The sequence below is a fragment of the Streptomyces sp. NPDC088730 genome (assembly GCF_044751215.1).
In the GTDB taxonomy this organism is placed as follows: domain Bacteria; phylum Actinomycetota; class Actinomycetes; order Streptomycetales; family Streptomycetaceae; genus Streptomyces.
The window spans coordinates 38,067-59,540 of the sequence record NZ_JBIVLK010000005.1 but is presented as its reverse complement, the minus strand read 5'-3'; the positions used below and the strand labels follow the sequence as shown (position 1 = coordinate 59,540).

Below are 21,474 nucleotides of genomic sequence, written 5' to 3'. Positions count from 1 at the left end.
CGCCCCGGCCGGCGCGTCAGCCCGAGCAGGCCGTGCGCTGGGCCTCCTGCCATTCACAGACCGGGCAGAGGGTGATGCCCCTGACCGACTCGGCGTACTCGGTCGGCTTCCGGCACAGCACGCACTCCGCGAACGGCGGCCCGCCGTCCGGCTCGTCCACGCTCTCGTCCGCCTCGTCACGCGCGCTCCGGTCCATGGCAGGAGCCTACTCAGCCGCGGACGGAAGTGAGCTTGGAGGCGAGGGCGAGCGCCGCCGCCGCGACGGCCGCGGCACCGGCGAAGGGGAGGACCGGCAGGTGGACGGTGCCGGTGAGCGAGCCGGTGACCAGCCCCGTCACCGCGTACTTCGCGGGCGATCCGCCGGTCACCAGGGCCAGCAGCGCGGCGAGCACGGTCGCGGCGACGGACCAGCCGCGCCGGTGCAGCAGCGGACGGGTGCACAGCGCCCCGACCGCCGCCCCCAGCAGGACGCAGCAGCCGGCCGCGAGCAGCCCGGCGAGCCCGGCGGACGGCAGCGGGACCCGGACGGTGTGGCGGGCGTCGGCCGGGTCGCTGATCAGCAGCACGGCCGCGGTCGCCGCCGCGCCGAGCAGCCCGGCGCACCCCAGCGCCGCGAGGAGCGCCGCCAGGTGGGCCCTCGGCTGCCCGCCGGCCGCCGCGGCGACGACGGTCCGGGCGGCGGGCGGTTCCTGGCCGGCGCAGATCCGCACGAGCCACGCGGTGACGGGCAGCAGCCCGGCCGCGGCGTAGCCGAGCGAATCCAGCACGGGCTGCCCCGAGCGGATGCCGATGCCGAGGAAGGCCAGGTACAGGAGTACCGGCGCGAGCCAGCTCTGCGAGCGGAGCAGCAGAGCGGCCTGGTAGCGGACGAGCGCGGTCATGGCGCCTCGCCGGGGGCGGTGGAGGGGGCCGGGGCCGGAGCGGTGGAGGTGGTGGCGGCAGCGGAGGCCGGGGCAGCGTCGGCGTCGGCCTCCGCGGGTGACGGGGGCGCTTCGGGCACCGGTGCGAGCCGGCGGATGTGCCAGGGCGGGCGGGCCGCGAGCAGCGCGCTCAGCAGCGCGTCGGAGTGCGCGGCGCTCACCGTCAGCCGCAGCACGCCGTCCGCACGCCGCGCCTGTTCGGGGTCTCCGGGCAGTCCGGCGGGGGCCGTGCCGCCCGGCGGACCCACGGCGTCGATCCGTACCCGGGGGCCGGGGTCCGTCCCGGCCGGTGCGCGGGGCACCCCGACCAGCCGCTGCCCCTCGACGCGGAACGTGTGGCCGGCGGCGCCCGCGAGCCGGCGCGGGTCGTGGTCGACGAAGACGACGGTGGCCCCCGCGGCGACCCGCTCGGCGACGGCCCGGTCCAGTTCCTGGCGGGCCGCGGCGTCCAGGCCGGTCCAGGCCTCGTCCAGCACCAGCAGCTCCGGCTCCGCCAGCAGCGCCTGCGCGACGGCGACCTTCTGGCTGGTGCCCTTGGACAGCTCCGCCAGCCGGGTACGGGCGTGGCCGGCCGCGCCGAAGCGGGTCAGCCACGCGTCCGCGCGGGCCGCCGCCTCCGCCGTGCGCAGCCCGTGGACGCGGCCGAGGTGGACGAGGTATCCGGCGGCGGTGAAGGGCAGCGCCGCCGGGAACCGCTCGGGGACGTACGCCGTGCGCGGCCGGCCGCCGGAGATCCGGCCCTCGGTGGGGGCGTCGACGCGGGCGAGAAGCCGCAGCAGGGTGGACTTGCCGGTGCCGTTGGCCCCCTCGATCCGGACCAGGGCGCGTGCGGGCAGGGCGAGATCGACCCCGCGCAGCACCCAGGGGCCCGCCAGTCCGTACCGGCGGCCCACTCCCCGCAGCCGCAGGATGTCCGCACTCAGTTGGCGGACGCCTTCTCCGGCTTGGCCTCGCTGGGCCGTACGATCACGAATCCCTCGCCGTCGAGGCGCAGTTGGACGGCTTCGCCGGAACCGCCGCGCAGCATCGAGCCGACGCTCTGCGAGCGGTGCAGCGAGGTGGTCAGGTGGGCGCTCCAGCCGACGACCGCGTCCGTGTCGACGCACACCGGCTGCTGCGGCGTGACGGGGATCACGATGGGGTTGCCCTCGCACATCAGGCCGAGCTTTCCGTACCCGGTGAAGACGCTGTTGAAGAGACCGCCGCCGGTCATCCCGGCGCCCTTCACCGTCTTGATCTCGTAGCCGAGCGTGGAGTCGAAGCACAGGACGTTGCGGCCGTTGATGGTGAGGACGTCGCCCTGCTCCATCTCCACGATGAAGCAGTTGGCCGCCTCGTGCGCGAACCACGCCTCGCCCTGGCCGCGCACGGCCATCAGCGGCAGTCCCTCGCCCGTGACGGCACGCTTGAGCATGCCGCCGAGGCCCTGACCCTTGCGTTCGAACTGGAGGTCGCCGCGGAAGGCGATCATCGCCCCCTGGCGTGCGTGCATCTCGCCGCTCACCGCGTACTTGATCGATTTGGCGTTCTGCAGGGTCATTCCGGGGGCGGTTGCCTGCTCCGCCATGTGCTCGCTGGAGAATAGATCGCTCTTCATGCGGTGCATCCTCACCCGGAGGGATTCATTCCGCCAAGAGCCGGGCTCCGGGCGACTGGCAGACTGGACGGGTGAGCAGCAACGACACCCCCGCAGCCCCGTCCGAGACCGCCGGCCTGCCCGCGGACAGCCCCTTCCGCCCCGAGCGGACGAACCGGGACGAAGCGCAGCAGTACGTACTCCCGCTGGTCGTCCATATCGAGAAGGCGGCTCCCCCGGCCCGCACCGACGCCCTGCGCACGGCGGCCCGCGCGGTGCTGGTGATGCTCTCCGACGAGCGCTCCGTGGGCGAGGGCGAGTGGGCACAGGCGATGCGGGACTGGCAGGACGCCCGGATCCGCAAGGTGGTGCGGCGGGCGCGCGGCGCGGAGTGGCGCAAGGCCTGCGCGCTGCCCGGGATCACCGTCACCGGCGAGAGCGCCGAGGTGCGGGTGTTCCCACCGGTGCCGCTGGACGGCTGGCCCAAGGAGCTCGCCAAGCTCCAGGTCTCCGGGACGGAGCTGGACGACCCGGAGCCGCCCGCCGCACCCGACCCCGCCGCCGGGCCGGTCCTCTGGCTGAACCCGGAGCTCGACATGTCGGCGGGCAAGGAGATGGCGCAGGTCGGGCACGGGGCGCAGCTCGCCTGGTGGGATCTCTCCGAGCAGGAGCGCACGGCCTGGCGCGAGGCGGGCTTCCCGCTGTCGGTCGCCACGGCGGCCGCGGACCGCTGGCGGGAGCTCGCGGTGAGCGGACTGCCGGTGGTGGAGGACGCCGGATTCACCGAGATCGCCCCCGGGAAGACCGTGGTGGCCGAGGGCGCCCACCGCGTCGGCTCCCTTCCGGCGTCGCCGCGGCGGTAGGCGCCGAGGCGACGGCGGGCGCTGCCCGGGGCAGCAGGCGCCGCGCGGGTTCCGGAGGCCGGGGAGCGCCGGGCGCCCGCAGAGCCTCGCGGGATTCGGGAACCTCAAATCAAGCTCTGAACGTCCCTCTCCTCGGATTCAGCGCCGTGTGCCGGGGCCATGACACCTGCACGGAGTGGAGCAGTGGGGGGACACCATGAAGCTGGGTATCGGGATTGGCTGGCGGCCGGAGATCGCCGACGAGGTGGAGGCGCTGCCGGGGATCGACTGGGTGGAGGCGGTCGCGGAGAACCTCTGCGGCGACCATCTGCCCGCCTCCCTGGCGCGGTTGCGGGAGCGCGGTGTCACCGTGGTGCCGCACGGGGTCTCGCTCGGGCTGGGCGGGGCAGAGCGCCCGGAGCCCGGCCGGCTCACCGCCCTCGCGGAGCGGGCCGCGCTGCTGGGCGCGCCGCTGGTGACCGAGCACATCGCGTTCGTACGGGCGGGCGGACCGCGCACCGCGTCCCCCGTGCTGGAGGCGGGGCACCTGCTGCCCGTGCCGCGCACCTGGGCCGCGCTGGACGTGCTGTGCGAGAACGTGCGGATCGCGCAGGACTCGCTGCCGGTGCCGCTGGCCCTGGAGAACATCGCGGCGCTGATCTGCTGGCCGGACGAGGAGCTGACCGAGGGCCAGTTCCTGGCCGAGCTGGTCGAGCGCACGGGGGTCGGGCTGCTCATCGACGTGGCCAACCTGCACACCAACCACGTCAACCGGGGCGAGGACCCGGCCACGGCCCTGGACGAGCTGCCGGTGGAGGCCATCGCGTACGTGCATGTGGCGGGCGGCGTCGAGAAGGACGGCGTCTGGCACGACACGCACGCCCACCCGGTCACCGCACCGGTCCTCGACGTCCTGGCCGAGCTGCGCTCCCGGGTCAGCCCGCCCGGGGTACTGCTGGAGCGCGACGACGACTTCCCGCCGGCCGGCGAGCTGGCGGGCGAGCTGGACGCGATCCGGGCCACGCTCGACGCGGGCCCGTCCGGGGTGCCCCGGACCCGGCCCGCCGGTCCGTCACCCGCCCCTGCCCCGGCCCCGGCCCCGGTGCGCGGGGCCGCCGGTCCGGACGCCGCCCGGGACCGGGTCGCGGTGGCGCAGGCCTCGCTGCTCTCCGCCCTGGTCGCCGGCGCCCCCGTACCGGAGGGCTTCGACCACCGGCGGCTCGGGGTGCAGAGCCGGGCGCTGGCCGCCAAGCGCGCCGATGTCGTCGCGAAGGTGGCACCCGAACTCCCGGAGATCCTGGGGCAGGGCTACCGGGACGCGTTCCTCGGCTACGCCAAGGCCCGCCCGATGTCCGCCGGTTACCGGCGCGACGCGCTGGACTTCGCGGAGCAGCTGCTCGTCGCGGGCCGCCCCGAGGACGGCGCCGCCCGCCGCCGGCTGACGTACTGGTGGCAGGACCGGGCCGCACCACGCCCGCCCCGCCGCACCACCCGGCTGGCGCGGGCCGCCCGATCCGTACTCGCGGGGCGATGACATGGCCGCAACGAGCATCGCCGCCCTGGTCATGGTGATCGCCATCGCGGTCTCCTCGACGCTGCTGATCAGAACGGGCCGCCGCGCGGGGCGCGGGCCCGGCGGTCCCGTCCATGACCTCTTCGAGGTGGCCTTCCTGAACGGCGGCCCCGCCCGGGTCGTGGACACCGCGCTCGCCGCCATGCACGCGGACGGCCGGCTGGCCGTCGGCGGGCCCGGCATCGTCGCGGTCCACCGGCACCTCGCGCACGACCCGGTGGAACGGGCCGTGCTCCAGGAGCACACCGCGGCCCTGAGCGGTGCGCTGTGGAACCTGCGGGTCGCGACGATGCGCCATCCCGCGGTGCAGGAGATCGGCGACGGGCTGGCGGCGCGCGGGCTGCTGAGCACGCCCGCGGACAGCCGGTCCCGGGGCCGGTGGGGTGTGGCGCAGGGGGTGCTCTGCCTGCTCGCCATCCCGGCCTCGATCGCGGTGACCATCCAGGAGTTCACCTCGTCGGAGTCCGTCGGCGGACCGGACTTCCCGTTCCTCGCGAAGGTGTTCCTGCCGCTCGTCGCCGGAGCCGTCATCGGCTTCGTCTGCGCGGCCGCCTCCCGGTACCGGATCACCAAAGCGGGCCGCAGGGCCGTCTCCGCGTACCTGGCGGCCAACGGGTACCGGACCGATCCGGCCCATCTGGTGGCGGTCGCGGGACCTCGGGCCGTACCCGATCCCGAGCTTCGGGCGCAGCTGCTCGCCGCGTCCCGGGTCAGGTCGGCCCATACGTCCACGCCTTCGCCCCACCTCTCGGATTCCTCCGGCGCCCCGTTCGCCGCGGCGGCGTGGTGCGCCGGTACGACGCCGGGCGGTGGCGGGTGCGGGGGCTCCTCCGGGCACGGACACGGCCATGGCGGCGGGGGTGGCGGCTGCGGTTCCGGCTCGGGGTCCAGCTGCGGAGGCGGGTCCAGCTGCGGCGGAGGATCGAGCTGCGGAGGCGGGTCCAGTTGCGGAGGCGGCGGGTCGAGCTGCGGCAGCAGCTCGTGACCGGCCGGGTGGCCGAGGGGCCGTAAAACGACGCCGGTGCGGCGCGCAGGCTGCGCGCCGCACCAGGAGCCGAACCCGGTGTCGCTGGAACGGCGGGCGGCACACGGTGCCGCGGTGCCCGCCGTCTGATCTTCCGGGTTGGGGTGGTCGGAACCCGCTCGCTACGCGAGCCCGGCCACCAGGTCCGCGACCGACTTGCGCCGGCCGGTGTAGAAGGGGACCTCCTCGCGGACGTGCATCCGCGCCTCGGAGGCCCGCAGATGACGCATCAGGTCGACGATGCGGTGCAGCTCGTCGGCCTCGAAGGCCAGCACCCACTCGTAGTCGCCCAGCGAGAAGGAGGCGACGGTGTTGGCGCGCACGTCCGGGAAGCCGCGGGCCATCTTGCCGTGGTCGGCGAGCATGCGGCGGCGGTCCTCGTCGGGCAGCAGGTACCAGTCGTAGGAGCGCACGAAGGGGTACACGCTGATGTAGTCGCGCGGCGTCTCGTCGGCGAGGAACGCCGGGATGTGCGACTTGTTGAACTCGGCGGGGCGGTGCAGCGCCATGTTCGACCAGACCGGCGTGAGGCTCCGGCCCAGCCGGGTGCGCCGGAAGAGGTTGTACGCCTCCTGAAGCGCCTCCGCCGTCTCGGAGTGCCACCAGATCATGACGTCGGCGTCGGCACGGAGTCCGGAGACGTCGTAGGTGCCGCGAACGGTGACGTCCTTGGCGGCGAGCTGGTCGAACAGCTCCTGCACCTCGCCGGAGTACGCGGCGCGGTCCGCGTCCGCGGGCAGCACGTCACGGAGCTTGAAGACGGACCACAGGGTGTAGCGGACGACGTCGTTGAGGTCCTTCGCCTTCTTGCCGGCGTTCGGGCCCTTGCTTGATGTCACAGTCTCGGGAGCACTCATACGGCTATTGTCCCGCCTCGCTCCCTGTGCCCTGAACCAGGGTGGGCGTGGCGATGATCTCCCCGGTGCTCTCCCCCGCGATCCTCCCCGTGCCCGCTCCCGTGATCTCGTCCGTGATCTCGTCCGCGGCCCGGTGGGCGCTCGCGATGCACGCCGGGATGCCGACCCCGTCGTAGACCGCGCCGCAGACCCGCAGCGCGGGGAGCTTGGCGACCTCCTCCCGGATGCGGGCGACCCGGCCGAGGTGGCCGACGGGGTACTGGGGCAGTCCGCCGATCCACCGGGTGACCTCGGTGGCCACGGGCAGGGCGGCCAGTCCGGTCGCCGCCGCGAGATCGCTCCGCGACACGTCGACGATCTCCGCGTCCTCGCGGTGCAGGTGGTCCTCCTCGCCGTACCGGCCGACCGAGGTGCGCAGGAGGAACAGGTCGGGGGACGCGTCGTCGACCCACTGCCACTTCCGGCTGGAGAAGGTGGCGGCCTTGATGGTGCGGCCCTCGACCGGCGGCACCAGGAATCCGGAGCGCCCGTCGAGCGTTCCGGCGGCCGTCACGTCCGAGCGGCGGAAGGCCATGGTGACCAGGGCCATCGACGCGTACTCGACGCCCGCGAGTTCGGCGGAGGCGGCCGGTGACTCGGCGGCGAGCAGGGTGGAGGCGGACCAGGCGGGGGCGGCGAGGACGATGCCGTCGGCGGGGATCACCCGGGTGTCGGTGCGGACGTCCCAGCCGCTCGCGGTACGGGTCAGCCCGAGCACCGGGGTCTCGGTGAGGATCTCGCCGCCCCCCGCGCGTACGGCGGCGGCGACCGCGTCCGGGAGGGTGCCGATCCCGCCGGCGATGCCCTGGAAGACCGGCCCGGTCTGCTGCCGGGCCGCGGCCCGCTCCTGGACGCGGGTGACCCCGTCGAGCAGCGAGCCGCCCCGCCGGGCGATCTCGAAGAGCTGGGGTACGGCCGCGCGCATCGAGATCCGGTAGGCGTCGCCCGCGTAGACCCCGCCGAGCAGCGGCTCCACCAGCCGGTCGACGACCTCGCGGCCCAGCCGGTCGGCCACGTACGCGCCGACCGCGACATCGTCCCCGACCTCGGTCGGGGTGAGGTCCCGCTCCTGCGCGATCCGGGCGAGACCCTCGGGCGAGAGCACCTCGCCGAGCGCCGCCGGGTCGCCCGGCACGCCCATCACATGGCCCTTGGGCATGGGGCGCAGCGCGTCGCGGGTCCACAGCGAGGCGGTGGCCGTGGCGGGCGGCTGGAGCCGGTTGGCGAGGCCGACGGCCCGTGCCAGGCCGACCGCCTCCGGACGGCGGGCCAGCATCGATTCGGCGCCGAGATCGACCTGGACGCCCGCCACCTCGCCGGTCCTGAGTTTGCCGCCGAGCCGGTCGGTCGCCTCCAGGAGGGTGACCCGCAGCCCGGTGCCGAGGAGCCGTTGGGCGGCCGCGAGTCCGGCGATGCCGCCGCCGATGACGACGACGTGTCCCGTGGCCCTGTCCGTGCCGTTTGCTGAAGCCTGCATACCCCCACTCTCTCAAACCGCTTCCGAGTCCTGAACGTGACCGCTTCGAAACCCGTATCGGCAAACCCGACCGGCCCCTCGTGCGTCGAAGCTGTATCAGCAACAACTCGTCCTGGGGGGACACTTATGCACGCAGCACCAGCCATTCACGCGAACAGACATCCAGACCGTCGGGGGCGCCGGGATCGTCCGGGCCGTCCGGGTGCCCGCCGCAGGCAGACCGCTCTCGCCGCCGGACTGCTCACCGCCGTGCTGGCGTTGAGCGGCTGCGGCGCGGCCGGTGACGACGACACCGCGAAGGGCGCGGACCGCCGGGCCGCCGCCCCGGCGCAGCAGGACGGCGTGGCCCCGGGCAGCGAAGGCGCGGAAAAGGGCGCGGGCGGTTCGGCGGCGAAGAAGCCGAATCCGTCGGCCGCCGCCCATGTCATCCGTACCGCCTCGCTGTCCGTGGAGGTGAGGAGCGCGCCGGAGGCGGCGGCGGCCGCGCGGGTGACGGCGGAGGCCGCCGGCGGTCTGGTGGCCGACGAGAAGACCGAGCAGGTCGACGCCGTCCGGGCCTCCTCGCATGTGGTGCTGCGGGTTCCGCAGGGCGAGTACGACAGCGTGCTGCGGGAGCTCTCGGGCACGGGCAAGCTGCTGTCGCGCACGTCGACCGCGAAGGACGTGACCGACCAGGTCGTCGACGTGGACAGCCGGATCGCCAGCCAGCGCACGAGTGTGGCGCGGGTGCGCAAGCTGATGGAGCGGGCCGACGAGCTGTCCGATGTGGTGTCGCTCGAAGGTGAGCTGAGCAGTCGTCAGGCCGCGCTCGAATCGATGCTGGCCGAGCAGGCCTCGCTGAAGGACCGCACCACGATGGCCACGATCACGCTCAACCTCTCGGAGCCGAAGCCGCACGCGAAGGCGGTGGCCGACGACGAGGACGGTCCGGGGTTCCTGGACGCCCTGAGCGGTGGCTGGCACGTGTTCGTGACGGTGATCAAGTGGCTCGCGATGGCGCTGGGCGCGGCGGCCCCGTTCCTGGCCGTGGCCGCCGTCGTGGTGGTCCTGTGGCAGCGGCTGGGCCGCCGGGGCCGGAAGGCGGGCCCGGAGGGCGAGTGAGCGCCTCCCGGGGGCGCCCCTGACGCTCCTGGGGCCGTGGCGCCGTAGCGTGGGCCTTCGGACGGGGTATCGAAGGGACTGGCATGACGGCGGAACGACTGGTGGTCATCGGCGGTGACGCGGCGGGAATGTCCGCCGCGTCCCAGGCACGCCGGCTCAAGGGCCCGGACGAGTTGAGCATCACCGCCTTCGAGCGGGGCCACTTCACCTCGTACTCCGCCTGCGGCATCCCGTACTGGGTCGGCGGTGACGTGGAGCGGCGGGACGAGCTGATCGCCCGCACCCCCGAGGAGCACCGGGCCCGGGACATCGATCTGCGGATGCGCACCGAGGTGACGGAGATCGATGTCGCGGGGCAGCGGGTGCGCTCCCTGGACCGGGAGTCCGGCGAGACGGCCTGGACCGGTTTCGACAAGCTGGTGATCGCGACGGGCGCCAGGCCGGTGCGGCCGTCGCTGCCCGGTATGGACGCGCCCGGGGTGCACGGGGTGCAGACCCTGGACGACGGCCAGGCGCTGCTGGACTCCCTGGACCGGGTCGGGGCGGTCCGTGCGGACCGGGCCGGACCAGGGAGCGGGGTCCGGCGCGCGGTCGTCGTGGGCGCGGGCTACATCGGGGTCGAGATGGCCGAGGCGATGCTGAAGCGCGGTTTCGAGGTGACCGTGCTCAACCGGGGCGAGCAGCCGATGGCGACGCTCGACCCCGACATGGGGCGTCTGGTGCACGACGCGATGGACGCCCTGGGGATCACCACGGTGAACCGGGCCGAGGTCACCGCGATCCGCACCGGCCCAGAGGGCCGGGTGAGCGCGGTGGAGACGGCGGACTCCTCCTACCCGGCGGATGTGGTGGTGCTCGGCATCGGCGTCGAGCCGGAGACGGCGCTGGCCCGCGCGGTGGGGCTGCCGGTCGGCCCGCACGGCGGGCTGCTCACCGATCTGTCGATGCGGGTCGCCGGCCACGAGAACATCTGGGCGGGCGGCGACTGCGTGGAGGTCCTCGACCTGGTGGCGGGCCGCACCCGGCACATCGCGCTGGGCACGCACGCCAACAAGCACGGCCAGATCATCGGGTCCAATGTCGCCGGCGGCTACGGGACGTTCCCGGGGGTGGTCGGCACGGCGGTCAGCAAGGTGTGCGACCTGGAGATCGCCCGTACCGGGCTGCGCGAGAAGGACGCCCGCGCGGTGGGCCTGCGGTTCGTCACGGCGACGATCGAGTCGACGGGCCGGGCGGGCTACTACCCGGGAGCGCGGCCGATGACGGTGAAGATGCTCGCGGAGTACCGCACCGGACGGCTGCTGGGCGTGCAGATCGTGGGCCGGGACGGGGCGGCGAAGCGGGTGGACATCGCGGCGGTGGCGCTCACCGCCGGGATGACGGTGGAGCGGATGACGTCCCTGGACCTCGGTTACGCCCCGCCGTTCTCCCCGGTCTGGGACCCGGTGCTGGTGGCCGCCCGCAAGGCGGTGACGGCCGTACGCGAGGCGGGCACCGCCTGAGCGCGGCGCCCGGCCCCGGTGGTTCAGCGGACGGTGCTCGTGTGGACGTACTCGACGAGCCGCGACAGCGCGTCCGGGTCCATGTTCGGCGTCACGCCGTGGCCCAGGTTGAAGATGTGGCCCTCCAGACCGGCGGCCGCGTCCAGCACCTCCCGGGTCTTGGCCTCCACCGCCTCGGTCGGCGCGAAGAGCACGGAGGGGTCGAGGTTGCCCTGGAGCGCCTTGCCGGGGCCGACGCGGCGCGCGGCCTCGTCCAGCGGGACCCGCCAGTCGACGCCGACGACGTCCGCGCCGGCCTCGCCCATGAGGCCGAGCAGTTCACCGGTGCCGACGCCGAAGTGGATGCGCGGCACGCCGTACGGGGCGACGGCGTCGAGGACCTTCGCGGAGGCGGGCAGCACCGAGCGGCGGTAGTCGGCGGGGGCCAGCGCGCCCACCCAGGAGTCGAAGAGCTGCACGGCGGAGGCGCCGGCCTCGATCTGGACCTTGAGGAAGGCTCCGGTGATCTCGGCGAGGCGGTCGAGCAGATCGGCCCAGAGCTCCGGGTCCCCGTACATCAGGGCCTTGGTGTGCTCGTGGTTGCGGGACGGGCCGCCCTCCACGAGGTAGCTGGCGAGGGTGAAGGGGGCGCCCGCGAAGCCGATCAGCGGGGTGGCCCCCAGCTCCGCGGTGAGCAGGCCGATGGCCTCGGTGACGTACCAGACGTCCTCGGGGGTGAGATCGCGCAGCCGGGCCAGGTCGGCCCGCGAACGGATCGGCTCGGCGATCACCGGTCCGACGCCGGGCTTGATGTCGAGGTCGATGCCGATCGCCTTGAGGGGGACGACGATGTCGCTGAAGTAGACCGCGGCGTCGACCTTGTGGCGGCGGACGGGCTGCATCGTGATCTCGGCGGCGAGCTCCGGCATCGTGCAGGAGTCGAGCATCGGGATGCCTTCGCGCACCTTCAGGTACTCGGGCAGCGACCGTCCCGCCTGGCGCATGAACCAGACCGGCGTGTGCGGTACGGGCTCGCGGCGGCACGCCTTGAGGAACGCCGACTCGTGGGCGGCGGAGGTCTTCGTCTGCTGGCCCGAAGGGCGATCGTTGGCACTCACGCACAGAATCTTCGCACGCATGCGGAAGGAGCCCGGCCCCGCATGGGTGTCCCTCCCTGCGCGAGGCTCCGGTTCCGCCTACTCTTCCCCGCATGGCTCCGGCTCAGGGACACTTCTCCGGTCAATCCGACGGCACTGACAGCAAGGACAGTGCGGAGGGTGGTTCCGTCCCGCCCGCGTTCCGCTCGGCGGTGGACGCGCTGCGCTCCGCGCGGCTCCGCCCGGAACTGGAGGTGGAGCCGACGCGGCCGCCGAAGCGGCTGGCTCCGCACGCGTACGCGCTGGAGGCGGCCGTCGTCGACGGCGAGGACGATCTCGCGGACGGCCGGCTCGTCCTGCTCCACGATCCGGCCGGGCACGAGGCCTGGCAGGGCAGCTTCCGGCTGGTGACGCTGGTGCGCGCGGAGCTGGAGCCGGAGATGGCCTCCGATCCGCTGTTGCCGGAGGTGTGCTGGTCGTGGCTGACCGGGGCGCTGGAGGCGCGCGGCCTCAGCTACGGGGAGGCGGGCGGCACGGTCACCCGGGCGAGTTCGCACTACTTCGGCGCTCTGGGGGCGCGGCGTCCCGCGACGCAGATCGAGATCCGGGCGTCCTGGACGCCCCGGGAGGGGCGCGGCGGGGTGCCGGACACAGCGGCGCACCTGATGGCGTGGGGCGACCTGCTGTGCCAGATCGCCGGCCTGCCGCCGTCGGGACCGGCCGACGCGGCGGTGGTGACGCTGCCGCAGCGGCGCGGGCCGCAGGTCTCGTAGGACGGGCAGGCAGACGGCCGGACCCGGCCCGGGGCGCCGTCTCCGCAGTCCGTGACACTGCGTCATAAACCTCGCACAGGCACCGGCTCTCTTTTCGTACAATCGATCGCATGTCCTATTTGCCCGAATTGTTACTCACCAAATCGTGATCTTCCTCTAAAGGAGCGGGCCTCCGGTGCCGAAGAGGTCAATGACCCTTCAAGCACGGTTCGCCCCGGCTTCATCCCCGAGCCGCCCCGTACCGCCACTCCCCAGGAGGCCTGGTGTCCGTTCTCCTAGAGCAGCCCGCAAGCCTGGTCGCCTACCGCCCGAACAAGCCGACGGCCATGGTCGTCGTGGCCGACCCGCGCGTCCGTTCCACCGTCACCCGCCATCTGTGGGCACTCGGAGTACGTGACGTCATCGAGGCGTCGTCCATCGCGGAGGCCCGCCCCCGCGTCGGCAACCCGCGCGACATCTGCGTAGCCGACGTCCACCTGCCCGACGGTTCCGGGCTGACCCTGCTGTCCGAAACCCGAGCCGCCGGCTGGCCGAACGGCCTCGCCCTCTCCGCCGCCGATGACATCGGCGCGGTGCGCAACGCCCTCGCGGGCGGCGTCAAGGGGTACGTCGTCACCGGCACCCGTACCAACATCGGCCACCCCACCCGTCCCGGCGTCGCCCCCATCGGCGCCAATGCCGCCCGCATGCACCGCCGGCCCCCCGGCACCCCGAGCCACCCGGGCGGCTACCGCGAACTGTCCGGTCGCGAGGTGGAGGTCCTCCGGCTCGTCGCCGAGGGGCAGTCCAACAAGGCGATCGGCGTCTCCATGGGCCTGTCCGCCCTGACCGTCAAGAGCCACCTCGCCCGAATCGCCCGCAAGCTCGGCACCGGAGACCGCGCAGGAATGGTCGCCGTGGCCCTGCGGACGGGCATCATCCACTGAATCGACACCCCCGCCGGTGTGCAGAGATGCGGATCCGGCTGGTTTACGTGCATCGGCGTCCGCCGACGGAACGTTCCGTCGGCGGGCGCCGTGCATACACAGATACCCTTGACACGTGACCGACGCCCAAGAGACCGCAGCAGACACTTCACTGCGAACCACCGGGGGCGCCCCCCCGGACGACGTCGCCCCGGCGCCGATCCCCTTGCTCGAACCTCGCGAGGGCATTCCACCGGTGGTGGCCTCCGACGACGCCCTGGCCGGGGTGATCGCCGCCTTCGCCGCGGGCTCCGGTCCGGTGGCCGTCGACGCCGAGCGCGCCTCCGGTTACCGCTACGGGCAGCGCGCCTATCTCGTACAGCTGCGCCGCGAGGGCGCGGGCAGCGCGCTCGTCGACCCGGTCGGCTGCCCCGACCTGTCCGGGCTGGGCGAGGCGCTGCACGGGGCGGAATGGATCCTGCACGCGGCGACCCAGGACCTGCCCTGTCTGCGCGAGATAGGGATGACGCCGACCGGTCTCTTCGACACCGAGCTGGCCGGGCGGCTCGCGGGCTTCCCGCGCGTCGGCCTCGGCGCGATGGTCGAGAACGTGCTCGGCTACTCGCTGGAGAAGGGCCACTCCGCCGTCGACTGGTCCACCCGCCCGCTGCCCGACCCCTGGCTGCGCTACGCGGCGCTCGACGTCGAGCTGCTGATCGATCTGCGCGACGCCCTGGAGGAGGAGCTCGACCGGCAGGGCAAGCTGGAGTGGGCCCAGGAGGAGTTCGCCGCCATCGCCGCGGCCCCGCCCGCTCCCCCGCGCCAGGACCCGTGGCGCCGCACCTCCGGCATGCACAAGGTCCGCCGCCGCCGCCAGATGGCGGTGGTCCGGGAGCTGTGGAACACCCGTGACCAGGTCGCCCGGCGCCGCGACATCTCCCCCGGCAAGGTGCTCGGGGACGCCGCGATCATCGAGGCCGCACTGGCGGTCCCGGCCAACGTCCAGGCGCTCACCGCACTGCCCGGCTTCGGCCACCGGATGGGGCGGCGGCAGCTGGAGCAGTGGCAGGCCGCCGTCGAGCGGGCCAAGGAGCTGCACGAGACGGAGCTCCCGCAGCCCGGCCAGCCGCTGACGGGCCCGCCGCCGCCGCGCGCCTGGGCGGACAAGGACCCGGCCGCGGCCGCACGCCTGCACGCCGCGCGGGCCGCGGTGTCCGAGCTGGCGGAGCGGCTGCACATGCCCCAGGAGAACCTGATCACGCCGGACACGGTGCGCCGGGTGTGCTGGGAGCCGCCGAAGAATCCGACCCCGGACGCGGTGGAGAACGCACTCGCGGGGTACGGCGCACGGCACTGGCAGATCGAACAAGTCGCCCCGCTGCTGTTCAGCGCGCTGACTCCGGAGGCCTGAGAGGCATCGGACAGGGGCGTATTCACGCCAGGTTGCGCGGCCTTCGGCCGCTCACTCCGTGCCCCATGGCCCGGACGACCCGATTTGAGGGGCCGTCCGGGCCATTTCGCGTGTGTGACCTTCGCCGCTCCCGGCACCAGGGCTGGGCAGTCTGGTTACCCGCAAGTAGCATGAGCGGTGGCGGCGCGCCTCCGGGCGTGCCCCGCAGCAGTGCCATCCCGCACCCTGGAGGAGAGCCACCGTGCCTCGTACCATCCGGGACGTCGTCTTCGTCGACGGCGTCCGCACCCCGTTCGGCAAAGCGGGCCCGAAGGGCATCTACCACGAGACCCGCGCCGACGATCTCGTCGTGAAGGCCATCCGGGAGCTGCTGCGCCGCAACCCGGACCTGGACCCGGCCAAGATCGACGAGGTCGCCATCGCCGCGACCACGCAGATCGGCGACCAGGGCCTCACGCTCGGCCGCACCGCCGGAATCCTGGCCGGTCTGCCGCAGTCCGTCCCCGGTTACTCCATCGACCGCATGTGTGCGGGCGCCCTCACCGCTGTCACCTCGACGGCCGGCTCCATCGCCTTCGGCGCGTACGACGTCGTCGTCGCCGGCGGCGTCGAGCACATGGGCCGCCACCCGATGGGCGAGGGCGTGGACCCCAACCCGCGCTTCGTCTCGGAGAAGCTGGTCGACGAGTCCGCCCTGTTCATGGGGATGACCGCGGAGAACCTGCACGACCGCTACCCCACCATCACCAAGCAGCGCGCCGACGAGTACGCGGTGCGCTCGCAGGAGAAGGCCGCCAAGGCGTACGCCAACGGCAGCATCCAGCAGGACCTGGTGCCGGTCTCCGTGCGCCGCACCAACGCCGAGGCCGGTGAGACGGGCTGGGGCCTGGTCACCGCCGACGAGCCGATGCGTCCGGGCACCACGATGGAGTCCCTGGCCGGCCTGAAGACCCCGTTCCGTCCCCACGGCCGCGTGACGGCCGGTAACGCCGCGGGGCTCAACGACGGCGCCACCGCCTCGCTGCTCGCCGCCGAGGACGTCGCCCGCGAGCTGGGCCTCCCGGTGAAGATGCGGCTGGTCTCCTACGCCTTCGCGGGCGTCGAACCGGAGGTCATGGGCTACGGCCCGATCCCGGCCACGGAGAAGGCCCTCGCCAAGGCGGGCCTGTCCATCTCGGACATCGGTCTCTTCGAGATCAACGAGGCGTTCGCCGTACAGGTGCTCGCCTTCCTGGAGCACTACGGCATCGCCGACGACGACGCCCGCGTCAACCAGTACGGCGGCGCCATCGCCTACGGCCACCCGCTGGCCTCCTCCGGTGTCCGGCTGATGACCCAGCTGGCCCGCCAGTTCGAGGAGCAGCCGGAGGTCCGCTACGGCCTGACCACCATGTGCGTCGGCTTCGGCATGGGCGCCACGGTCGTCTGGGAGAACCCGCACTTCGACGCAGCCGGAGGCAGCAAGTGAGTTCCACCACCGAGCTTCTGAAGGGTGCGGCCGAGCTGTTCCCCGGCGAGGTCGTCACCCAGGCGCACGTACGCCACCTGGACCTCCCGGGCGGTGCGGGCAACTTCGCCCTCATCACCCTGGACAACGGCCTGGACCACACCAAGCCGACCACCTTCGGACCGCAGTCGCTGGCGAACCTGAACGCCGCGATCGACCAGGTCGAGAAGGAGGCCGCCGAGGGCACGGTCACCGGCATCGGCATCACCGGCAAGCCGTTCATCTTCGCGGTCGGCGCCGACCTCAAGGGCGTTGAGCTGCTGAAGGAGCACCACGACGCGCTCGCCATCGGCAAGGGCGGCCACGACGTCTTCCGCCGGCTCTCCGGGCTCGCGGTCCCGACGTTCGCGTACTACAACGGCGCGGCCATGGGCGGCGGTGTCGAGGTCGGGCTGCACTGCTCGTACCGCACCGTCTCCAAGGCGCTGCCCGCGTTCTCGCTGCCCGAGGTCTTCCTCGGTCTGGTCCCCGGCTGGGGCGGCTGCGCACTGCTCCCCAACCTGATCGGCGCGGACCGCGCGGTCTCGGTGATCATCGAGAACTCGCTCAACCAGAACCGTCAGCTCAAGGGCAAGCAGGTCTTCGAGCTCGGGATCGCGGACGCGCTCTTCGAGGGCGCCGACTTCCTGGAGCAGTCGCTGCTCTGGACGGCGGAGGTGCTGAACGGCACGGTCGCGGTGGAGCGCCCCGAGATCGACCGCGGGGACGCCTGGGACCAGGCCGTCGCACGCGGCAAGGCCATCGCCGACTCCAAGGTGCACGGCGCCGCCCCGGCCGCGTACCGCGCGCTGGAGATCATCGCCGCGGCCAAGGACGGCGACCTGTCCGCCGGCTTCGACCGCGAGGACCAGGCCCTCGCGGACCTGATCATGGGCGGCGAGCTGCGCTCCGGCATCTACTCGTTCAACCTGGTCCAGAAGCGCGCCAAGCGCCCGGCCGGTGCCCCGGACAAGAACCTGGCCCGTCCGGTCACCAAGGTCGGCGTGGTGGGCGCGGGCCTGATGGCCTCCCAGCTCGCCCTGCTGTTCCTGCGCCGGCTGGAGGTGCCGGTCGTGCTGACCGACATCGACCAGGCGCGCGTCGACAAGGGGGTGGGCTACGTCCACGCCGAGATCGAGAAGCTGCTCGGCAAGGGCCGCATCAACCAGGACAAGGCCAACCGCCTCAAGGCCCTGGTCTCCGGTGTGCTGGACAAGGCGGAGGGCTTCTCCGACGCCGACTTCATCATCGAGGCGGTCTTCGAGGAGATCGGCGTCAAGCAGCAGGTGTTCGCGGAGGTCGAGGCGGTCGCCCCGGCGCACGCGATCCTCGCCACCAACACCTCCTCCCTCTCGGTCACCGAGATGGCGTCGAAGCTGAAGAACCCCGAGCGGGTCGTCGGCTTCCACTTCTTCAACCCGGTCGCGGTCCTGCCGCTGCTGGAGATCGTCCGCGGTGAGCAGACCGACGACGCCTCGCTGGCCACGGCCTTCGGTGTGGCGCGCAAGCTGAAGAAGACCGCGGTCCTGGTGAAGGACGCCCCGGCGTTCGTCGTCAACCGCATCCTCACCCGCTTCATGGGCGAGATCCAGAACGTCATCGACGAGGGCACCCCGGTCGAGGTCGCGGAGAAGGCCATCGAGCCGCTCGGCCTGCCGATGTCCCCGCTGGTGCTCCTGGAGCTGGTCGGCCCGGCGATCGGGCTGCACGTCTCCGAGACGCTGAACCGCGCCTTCCCGGAGCGCTTCACCGTCTCGCGGAACCTCGCGGCGGTCGTGAAGGCCGGCAAGCGCGGCTTCTACGTCTACGATTCCGGCGCGCCGGTCCTCGACCCCGAGGTCGCCGCCCTCCTCACGCAGGGCGACACCGTCCTGTCCGAGGAGCAGGTCCGCGACCGCGTCCTGGACGCGGTGGCACAGGAGATCGGCCTGATGCTGGACGAGGGCGTCGTCGCCGAGGCCCAGGACATCGACCTCTGCCTGATCACCGGCGCGGGCTGGCCCTTCCACCTGGGCGGCATCACGCCGTACCTGGACCGCGAGGGCGTCTCCGAGCGGGTCAACGGGAAGAAGTTCCTGGCGCGGGGCGTGGCGAGCGTACCGGCGTAGTTCACCCGGCCGGGCCTCACGAGGGGCCGGCCGCAGCAGCGGAAGGGCCGTACGGGACATCTCCCGTACGGCCCTTCCGCGTGCGGCCGGTTGACACCTCAGGCTAATGATATTAGCTTCATGGCTAACGACATTAACAACGGGAGTGGGCATGACCGAGTTCCTGGACATCGACGGCGGCCGGCTCGCGTACGAGGTGACCGGTGAGGGCGCGCTGATCGTGCTCGCCCACGGCATGGGTGACAACAGAGGCGCCTACCGCGAGCTGGCGGCCCTGCTGGCGGCGGCCGGCTTCCGGGTCGCCGCCATGGACCAGCGCGGGCACGGCGAGTCCACTGCCGGCTGGAGCTCCTACACCCGCACCGACGCGGCGGCGGACCTGCTGGCCCTGATCCGGCATCTGGGCGGCCCCGCCGTCATCGTGGGCCACTCCTTCGCGGGCGGCGCCGCCACCATCGCGGCGGCCGACGAGCCGGACCTCGTCGGCGCGGTCGTCGAGCTCGGCCCGTTCACCCGCGCGCAGAAGGCCGACCTGGGCGCGCTGCTGTCCAACGCCCGCTACCGCAAGGGCATGTCACTGCTCATGGCGACGGGCCTGCTGCGCAGCGTCGGGATGTGGAAGCGCTACCTGGACCACGCCTGCCCCGGCACCAGGCCCGAGGGGTACGCGGCCCACATCGCCGCCCTGGAGGCGGACCTGCGCAGGCCGGGCCGGATGGCGGTGGTCAGCAAGATGGGCATGTCCGCGCCCACCGACGCGGACGCCAAGCTGGCCGGAGTGCGCTGCCCCGTCCTGGTCGTCGAGGGCACGCTGGACCCCGACTGGCCGGACCCCAGGGCCGAGGGCGAGGGCGTCGTGGCCGGCCTGCCCGCGGGGCTCGGGCGGCTGGAGATGATCGAGGGAGTGGGCCACTACCCCCAAGTCCAGGCCCCCGCCGAGGTCGCCACCGCGGTGCTGGCCTTCCTCAAGGAGACCGCGCGTGCCTAGGGCGGCCCTGTCCGCGGACGCGGTCGTCGCCCTCGCACTGGAGACGGTGGACGAGAAGGGCGCCGCCGCCCTCACCCTGTCGGCGGTGGCGGGCCGGGCGGGCGTCGCCACCCCTTCCCTCTACAAGCACGTACGCGGACTCGCCGAACTCCGCGTCCTCGTCTCGACGCGGATCATGAACGACATGGCGGACGCCGCGGGACAGGCCGTGCTCGGCCGCTCGGCCGACGAGGCGATCCGCGCGTTCATGGATGCCTGGCGCGGCTACGCGCGCCGCCACCCGCACCGCTACGCGGCGATGCTCCAGACCCCGGAGCCGGGTTCGGCCGAAGCCGGGGAGCGGCTGCTCGGCATCATCCTCGCCGCGCTGCGCTCGTACGGCCTGACGGATTCGGCGGCGATCCACATGACCCGCTGTCTGCGCGCGGCCGTCCACGGCTTCGCGGTGCTGGAAACCGGTGGCGCGTTCGGGCTGCCGGAGAGCCTGGACGAGAGCTACGAGCTGCTCGTCCGCATCGTGATCGCCGGGGCGCGCTCCGCCCCGCCGGCCTGAGCCGGGGACGCCGACGCCCCCGCCCGGCACGCTGGTCCGGCGTGCGGCCGGCCGCGCCGTCCTCCGGTGTCACCGGACGGCGTTCACAGCGCACGCCATTCGTCGAAGCCGAGCCCCGGTCCCTCCGTCTGACGTGCCACCCGCGGCGCCCCGTCCGTGCCGACGGCCGCCATGACCACCCGGCCGAGCGCGTCGTGCGTCAGGGCCGGAGTGCCCAGGCAGGCCGCGCCGGTGTCCGACCACCACACGCCGCCGTCCTCGTTCTCGGTGACCCCGACCCCGACGGCCACCGCGCCGTTCGCCCCGCGGTGGGCCAGCACCGTGCAGTCGAGCCCGTCCAGCTCCGTGCGGATCACGGCGTGCCCCCCGTCGCCGGGCGTGCCGCCGAGCTCCATCGGCGCGCCGTCGGCCCGGTAGGCGACGACGCCGCCCGAGGGGTCGGTCCAGAAGTACGTCGCGCGGCCGGGCGCCGTCTCCAGCACCGCGAGCGACCCCGGGCTGACCGCGAGGGCCGAACGCTCGACCTCGCCCCAGCCGCCGCCGGGCTTCTCCTGCCGCCAGTGGAGCGTCTCCTTGCCGGTCGAGGCGAAGATCTCCAGACAGCCGGAATCGAGCGCCACCACCGCGGGGACCTCCTTGATGCGCGTGCAGCGCAGGTCCTCCCAGCCGCGCCACTTCCCGTCGGCGCGCTCCCGGCGCACCATCATGCCGCCGCGCCCGTTGCGGGCGGCGACGTGCACCTCACCGGAGGCCTTCACCACGACGACGGGCGCGCCGAACCTGCTGCCCACGTCGGCTTCCTTGTGCGGGTTGCCCAGCGAGTTCCAGGACGAGACCGGGCGTCCCGTCTGGTACTGGATCGCGTGCACGATGTCCACGGTGACGCCGCCCGAGGCGGCGGGCCGTTCGCGGCGGCCGGCGAAGTGCACGTAGCCCTGGGAGTTCTGCGCCACGGACAGATGCGTCAGTCTCGGCAGCCGCACCACATCCGGGGCGTCCCACTGCGGGCCGCCCGGACGCGTCTCCGACCAGCGGCGCAGACCGCCGTCACCGGCGACGTACGCGGTGAGCCTGCCGTCCTTGCCGCGGGTGAGCCAGATGCCGCGTAGCGCTGGGGCCCCGGGAGCAACCTTCGAGGTCGCGCGGGCATCCTGTCCGAGCATGATTCTGCGTTTACCTTTCCAGAACTGACATCCGACAACTCGCGCCCATATTCGAATCTGTTACATCCTAAACCCCGGTAAGCAGGGGTATTCCGGGGCT

20 protein-coding genes are annotated in these 21,474 nt (G+C 73.4%); 12 read left to right on the top strand and 8 right to left on the bottom strand.

Annotation, left to right across the window (positions count from 1 at the left end):
• Positions 1 to 16: 16 nt before the first annotated feature.
• The 4 genes from ACIP89_RS17680 to ACIP89_RS17665 are packed head-to-tail and all read right to left on the bottom strand — an operon-like array spanning position 17 to position 2,517.
• Positions 17 to 196 (bottom strand): hypothetical protein, encoded by a 180-nt coding sequence (locus ACIP89_RS17680; protein WP_402115581.1) that lies wholly within the window; start codon positions 194 to 196, stop codon positions 17 to 19.
• A 13-nt stretch (positions 197 to 209) separates the two neighbouring features.
• Positions 210 to 881: an ABC transporter gene (locus tag ACIP89_RS17675; RefSeq protein WP_402115579.1), complete on the bottom strand. Its 672-nt coding sequence runs from the start codon at positions 879 to 881 to the stop codon at positions 210 to 212.
• Entirely contained in the window at positions 878 to 1,828 is a 951-nt protein-coding gene (locus ACIP89_RS17670; protein ID WP_402115864.1) for an ATP-binding cassette domain-containing protein, read from the bottom strand. Before ACIP89_RS17670 ends, ACIP89_RS17675 begins: the two co-directional genes overlap by 4 nt.
• Positions 1,829 to 1,839: 11 nt before the next feature.
• Complete coding sequence (locus ACIP89_RS17665; RefSeq protein ID WP_401930826.1) at positions 1,840 to 2,517, bottom strand: AIM24 family protein; 678 nt, start codon at positions 2,515 to 2,517, stop codon at positions 1,840 to 1,842.
• Positions 2,518 to 2,588: 71 nt separating this feature from the next.
• Here ACIP89_RS17665 and ACIP89_RS17660 point away from each other — a divergent pair, with 71 nt between their 5' ends.
• The 3 genes from ACIP89_RS17660 (at position 2,589) to ACIP89_RS17650 (ending at position 5,896) form a co-directional block, all read left to right on the top strand.
• Entirely contained in the window at positions 2,589 to 3,359 is a 771-nt protein-coding gene (locus ACIP89_RS17660; RefSeq protein WP_402115577.1) for a peptidyl-tRNA hydrolase, read from the top strand.
• A 196-nt stretch (positions 3,360 to 3,555) separates the two neighbouring features.
• Positions 3,556 to 4,872: a DUF692 domain-containing protein gene (locus ACIP89_RS17655; RefSeq protein ID WP_402115575.1), complete on the top strand. Its 1,317-nt coding sequence runs from the start codon at positions 3,556 to 3,558 to the stop codon at positions 4,870 to 4,872.
• A gap of 1 nt (position 4,873) precedes the next feature.
• Entirely contained in the window at positions 4,874 to 5,896 is a 1,023-nt protein-coding gene (locus tag ACIP89_RS17650; protein ID WP_401929290.1) for a TIGR04222 domain-containing membrane protein, read from the top strand.
• A 161-nt stretch (positions 5,897 to 6,057) separates the two neighbouring features.
• Here the strand turns inward: ACIP89_RS17650 and hemQ are convergent, their stop codons facing one another.
• Together hemQ and hemG are read right to left on the bottom strand one after the other, a co-directional pair.
• On the bottom strand, positions 6,058 to 6,792 hold the full coding sequence (gene hemQ, locus ACIP89_RS17645; RefSeq protein WP_401929292.1) for a hydrogen peroxide-dependent heme synthase: 735 nt from the start codon (positions 6,790 to 6,792) through the stop codon (positions 6,058 to 6,060).
• Between the two features lie 4 nt (positions 6,793 to 6,796).
• Entirely contained in the window at positions 6,797 to 8,308 is a 1,512-nt protein-coding gene (gene hemG / locus ACIP89_RS17640) for a protoporphyrinogen oxidase (RefSeq protein ID WP_402115573.1), read from the bottom strand.
• 249 nt (positions 8,309 to 8,557) lie between these two features.
• On the opposite strand from hemG, the gene ACIP89_RS17635 reads away from it, so the two are divergent.
• Positions 8,558 to 9,409 carry a DUF4349 domain-containing protein gene (locus tag ACIP89_RS17635; RefSeq protein WP_402115571.1) on the top strand — a complete coding sequence of 284 codons (852 nt, stop codon included), beginning with the start codon at positions 8,558 to 8,560 and terminating at the stop codon, positions 9,407 to 9,409.
• Positions 9,410 to 9,492: 83 nt separating this feature from the next.
• The gene (locus ACIP89_RS17630) at positions 9,493 to 10,911 is read left to right on the top strand and encodes an FAD-dependent oxidoreductase (protein WP_401930816.1); all 1,419 of its coding nucleotides are present in this window, start codon (positions 9,493 to 9,495) and stop codon (positions 10,909 to 10,911) included.
• Between the two features lie 23 nt (positions 10,912 to 10,934).
• On the opposite strand, the gene hemE is transcribed toward ACIP89_RS17630, so the two are convergent.
• Positions 10,935 to 12,008, bottom strand: coding sequence for a uroporphyrinogen decarboxylase (gene hemE, locus ACIP89_RS17625; protein ID WP_401929299.1), 1,074 nt, complete (start codon positions 12,006 to 12,008; stop codon positions 10,935 to 10,937).
• Positions 12,009 to 12,100: 92 nt separating this feature from the next.
• Between hemE and ACIP89_RS17620 the strand changes: the two genes are divergently transcribed.
• The 7 genes from ACIP89_RS17620 to ACIP89_RS17590 all read left to right on the top strand — a co-directional run bounded on the left by ACIP89_RS17620 (position 12,101) and on the right by ACIP89_RS17590 (position 20,211).
• A complete protein-coding gene (locus tag ACIP89_RS17620) occupies positions 12,101 to 12,760 on the top strand; it encodes a DUF3000 domain-containing protein (protein ID WP_401929301.1) in 660 nt (219 codons plus the stop codon).
• A 263-nt stretch (positions 12,761 to 13,023) separates the two neighbouring features.
• On the top strand, positions 13,024 to 13,686 hold the full coding sequence (locus tag ACIP89_RS17615) for a response regulator transcription factor (RefSeq protein WP_024488613.1): 663 nt from the start codon (positions 13,024 to 13,026) through the stop codon (positions 13,684 to 13,686).
• Positions 13,687 to 13,801: 115 nt separating this feature from the next.
• Positions 13,802 to 15,076: an HRDC domain-containing protein gene (locus ACIP89_RS17610; RefSeq protein ID WP_401929302.1), complete on the top strand. Its 1,275-nt coding sequence runs from the start codon at positions 13,802 to 13,804 to the stop codon at positions 15,074 to 15,076.
• A 241-nt stretch (positions 15,077 to 15,317) separates the two neighbouring features.
• Positions 15,318 to 16,544 carry a thiolase family protein gene (locus ACIP89_RS17605; RefSeq protein ID WP_401929304.1) on the top strand — a complete coding sequence of 409 codons (1,227 nt, stop codon included), beginning with the start codon at positions 15,318 to 15,320 and terminating at the stop codon, positions 16,542 to 16,544.
• Complete coding sequence (locus ACIP89_RS17600; protein WP_402115569.1) at positions 16,541 to 18,670, top strand: 3-hydroxyacyl-CoA dehydrogenase NAD-binding domain-containing protein; 2,130 nt, start codon at positions 16,541 to 16,543, stop codon at positions 18,668 to 18,670. The genes ACIP89_RS17605 and ACIP89_RS17600 overlap by 4 nt, the downstream gene beginning before the upstream one ends.
• A gap of 151 nt (positions 18,671 to 18,821) precedes the next feature.
• Positions 18,822 to 19,658, top strand: a complete 837-nt coding sequence (locus ACIP89_RS17595; RefSeq protein ID WP_402115567.1) for an alpha/beta fold hydrolase — start codon at positions 18,822 to 18,824, stop codon at positions 19,656 to 19,658.
• Complete coding sequence (locus ACIP89_RS17590) at positions 19,651 to 20,211, top strand: TetR/AcrR family transcriptional regulator (protein WP_401930809.1); 561 nt, start codon at positions 19,651 to 19,653, stop codon at positions 20,209 to 20,211. Before ACIP89_RS17595 ends, ACIP89_RS17590 begins: the two co-directional genes overlap by 8 nt.
• Before the next feature lie 83 nt (positions 20,212 to 20,294).
• Here ACIP89_RS17590 and ACIP89_RS17585 read toward each other — a convergent pair whose 3' ends face one another.
• The gene (locus tag ACIP89_RS17585; protein WP_401930807.1) at positions 20,295 to 21,374 is read right to left on the bottom strand and encodes a hypothetical protein; all 1,080 of its coding nucleotides are present in this window, start codon (positions 21,372 to 21,374) and stop codon (positions 20,295 to 20,297) included.
• Positions 21,375 to 21,474: the final 100 nt, after the last annotated feature.

Excerpts from the sequence above, each read along its gene's own strand:
- ACIP89_RS17620 (WP_401929301.1), top strand. The coding sequence starts at position 12,101 with ATGGCTCCGGCTCAGGGACACTTCTCCGGTCAATCCGACGGCACTGAC.
- ACIP89_RS17585 (WP_401930807.1), bottom strand. The coding sequence starts at position 21,374 with ATGCTCGGACAGGATGCCCGCGCGACCTCGAAGGTTGCTCCCGGGGCC.
- ACIP89_RS17595 (WP_402115567.1), top strand. The coding sequence starts at position 18,822 with ATGACCGAGTTCCTGGACATCGACGGCGGCCGGCTCGCGTACGAGGTG.
- ACIP89_RS17630 (WP_401930816.1), top strand. The coding sequence starts at position 9,493 with ATGACGGCGGAACGACTGGTGGTCATCGGCGGTGACGCGGCGGGAATG.
- ACIP89_RS17675 (WP_402115579.1), bottom strand. The coding sequence starts at position 881 with ATGACCGCGCTCGTCCGCTACCAGGCCGCTCTGCTGCTCCGCTCGCAG.
- hemQ (WP_401929292.1), bottom strand. The coding sequence starts at position 6,792 with ATGAGTGCTCCCGAGACTGTGACATCAAGCAAGGGCCCGAACGCCGGC.
- ACIP89_RS17680 (WP_402115581.1), bottom strand. The coding sequence starts at position 196 with ATGGACCGGAGCGCGCGTGACGAGGCGGACGAGAGCGTGGACGAGCCG.
- hemG (WP_402115573.1), bottom strand. The coding sequence starts at position 8,308 with ATGCAGGCTTCAGCAAACGGCACGGACAGGGCCACGGGACACGTCGTC.
- ACIP89_RS17650 (WP_401929290.1), top strand. The coding sequence starts at position 4,874 with ATGGCCGCAACGAGCATCGCCGCCCTGGTCATGGTGATCGCCATCGCG.
- ACIP89_RS17665 (WP_401930826.1), bottom strand. The coding sequence starts at position 2,517 with ATGAAGAGCGATCTATTCTCCAGCGAGCACATGGCGGAGCAGGCAACC.
- ACIP89_RS17655 (WP_402115575.1), top strand. The coding sequence starts at position 3,556 with ATGAAGCTGGGTATCGGGATTGGCTGGCGGCCGGAGATCGCCGACGAG.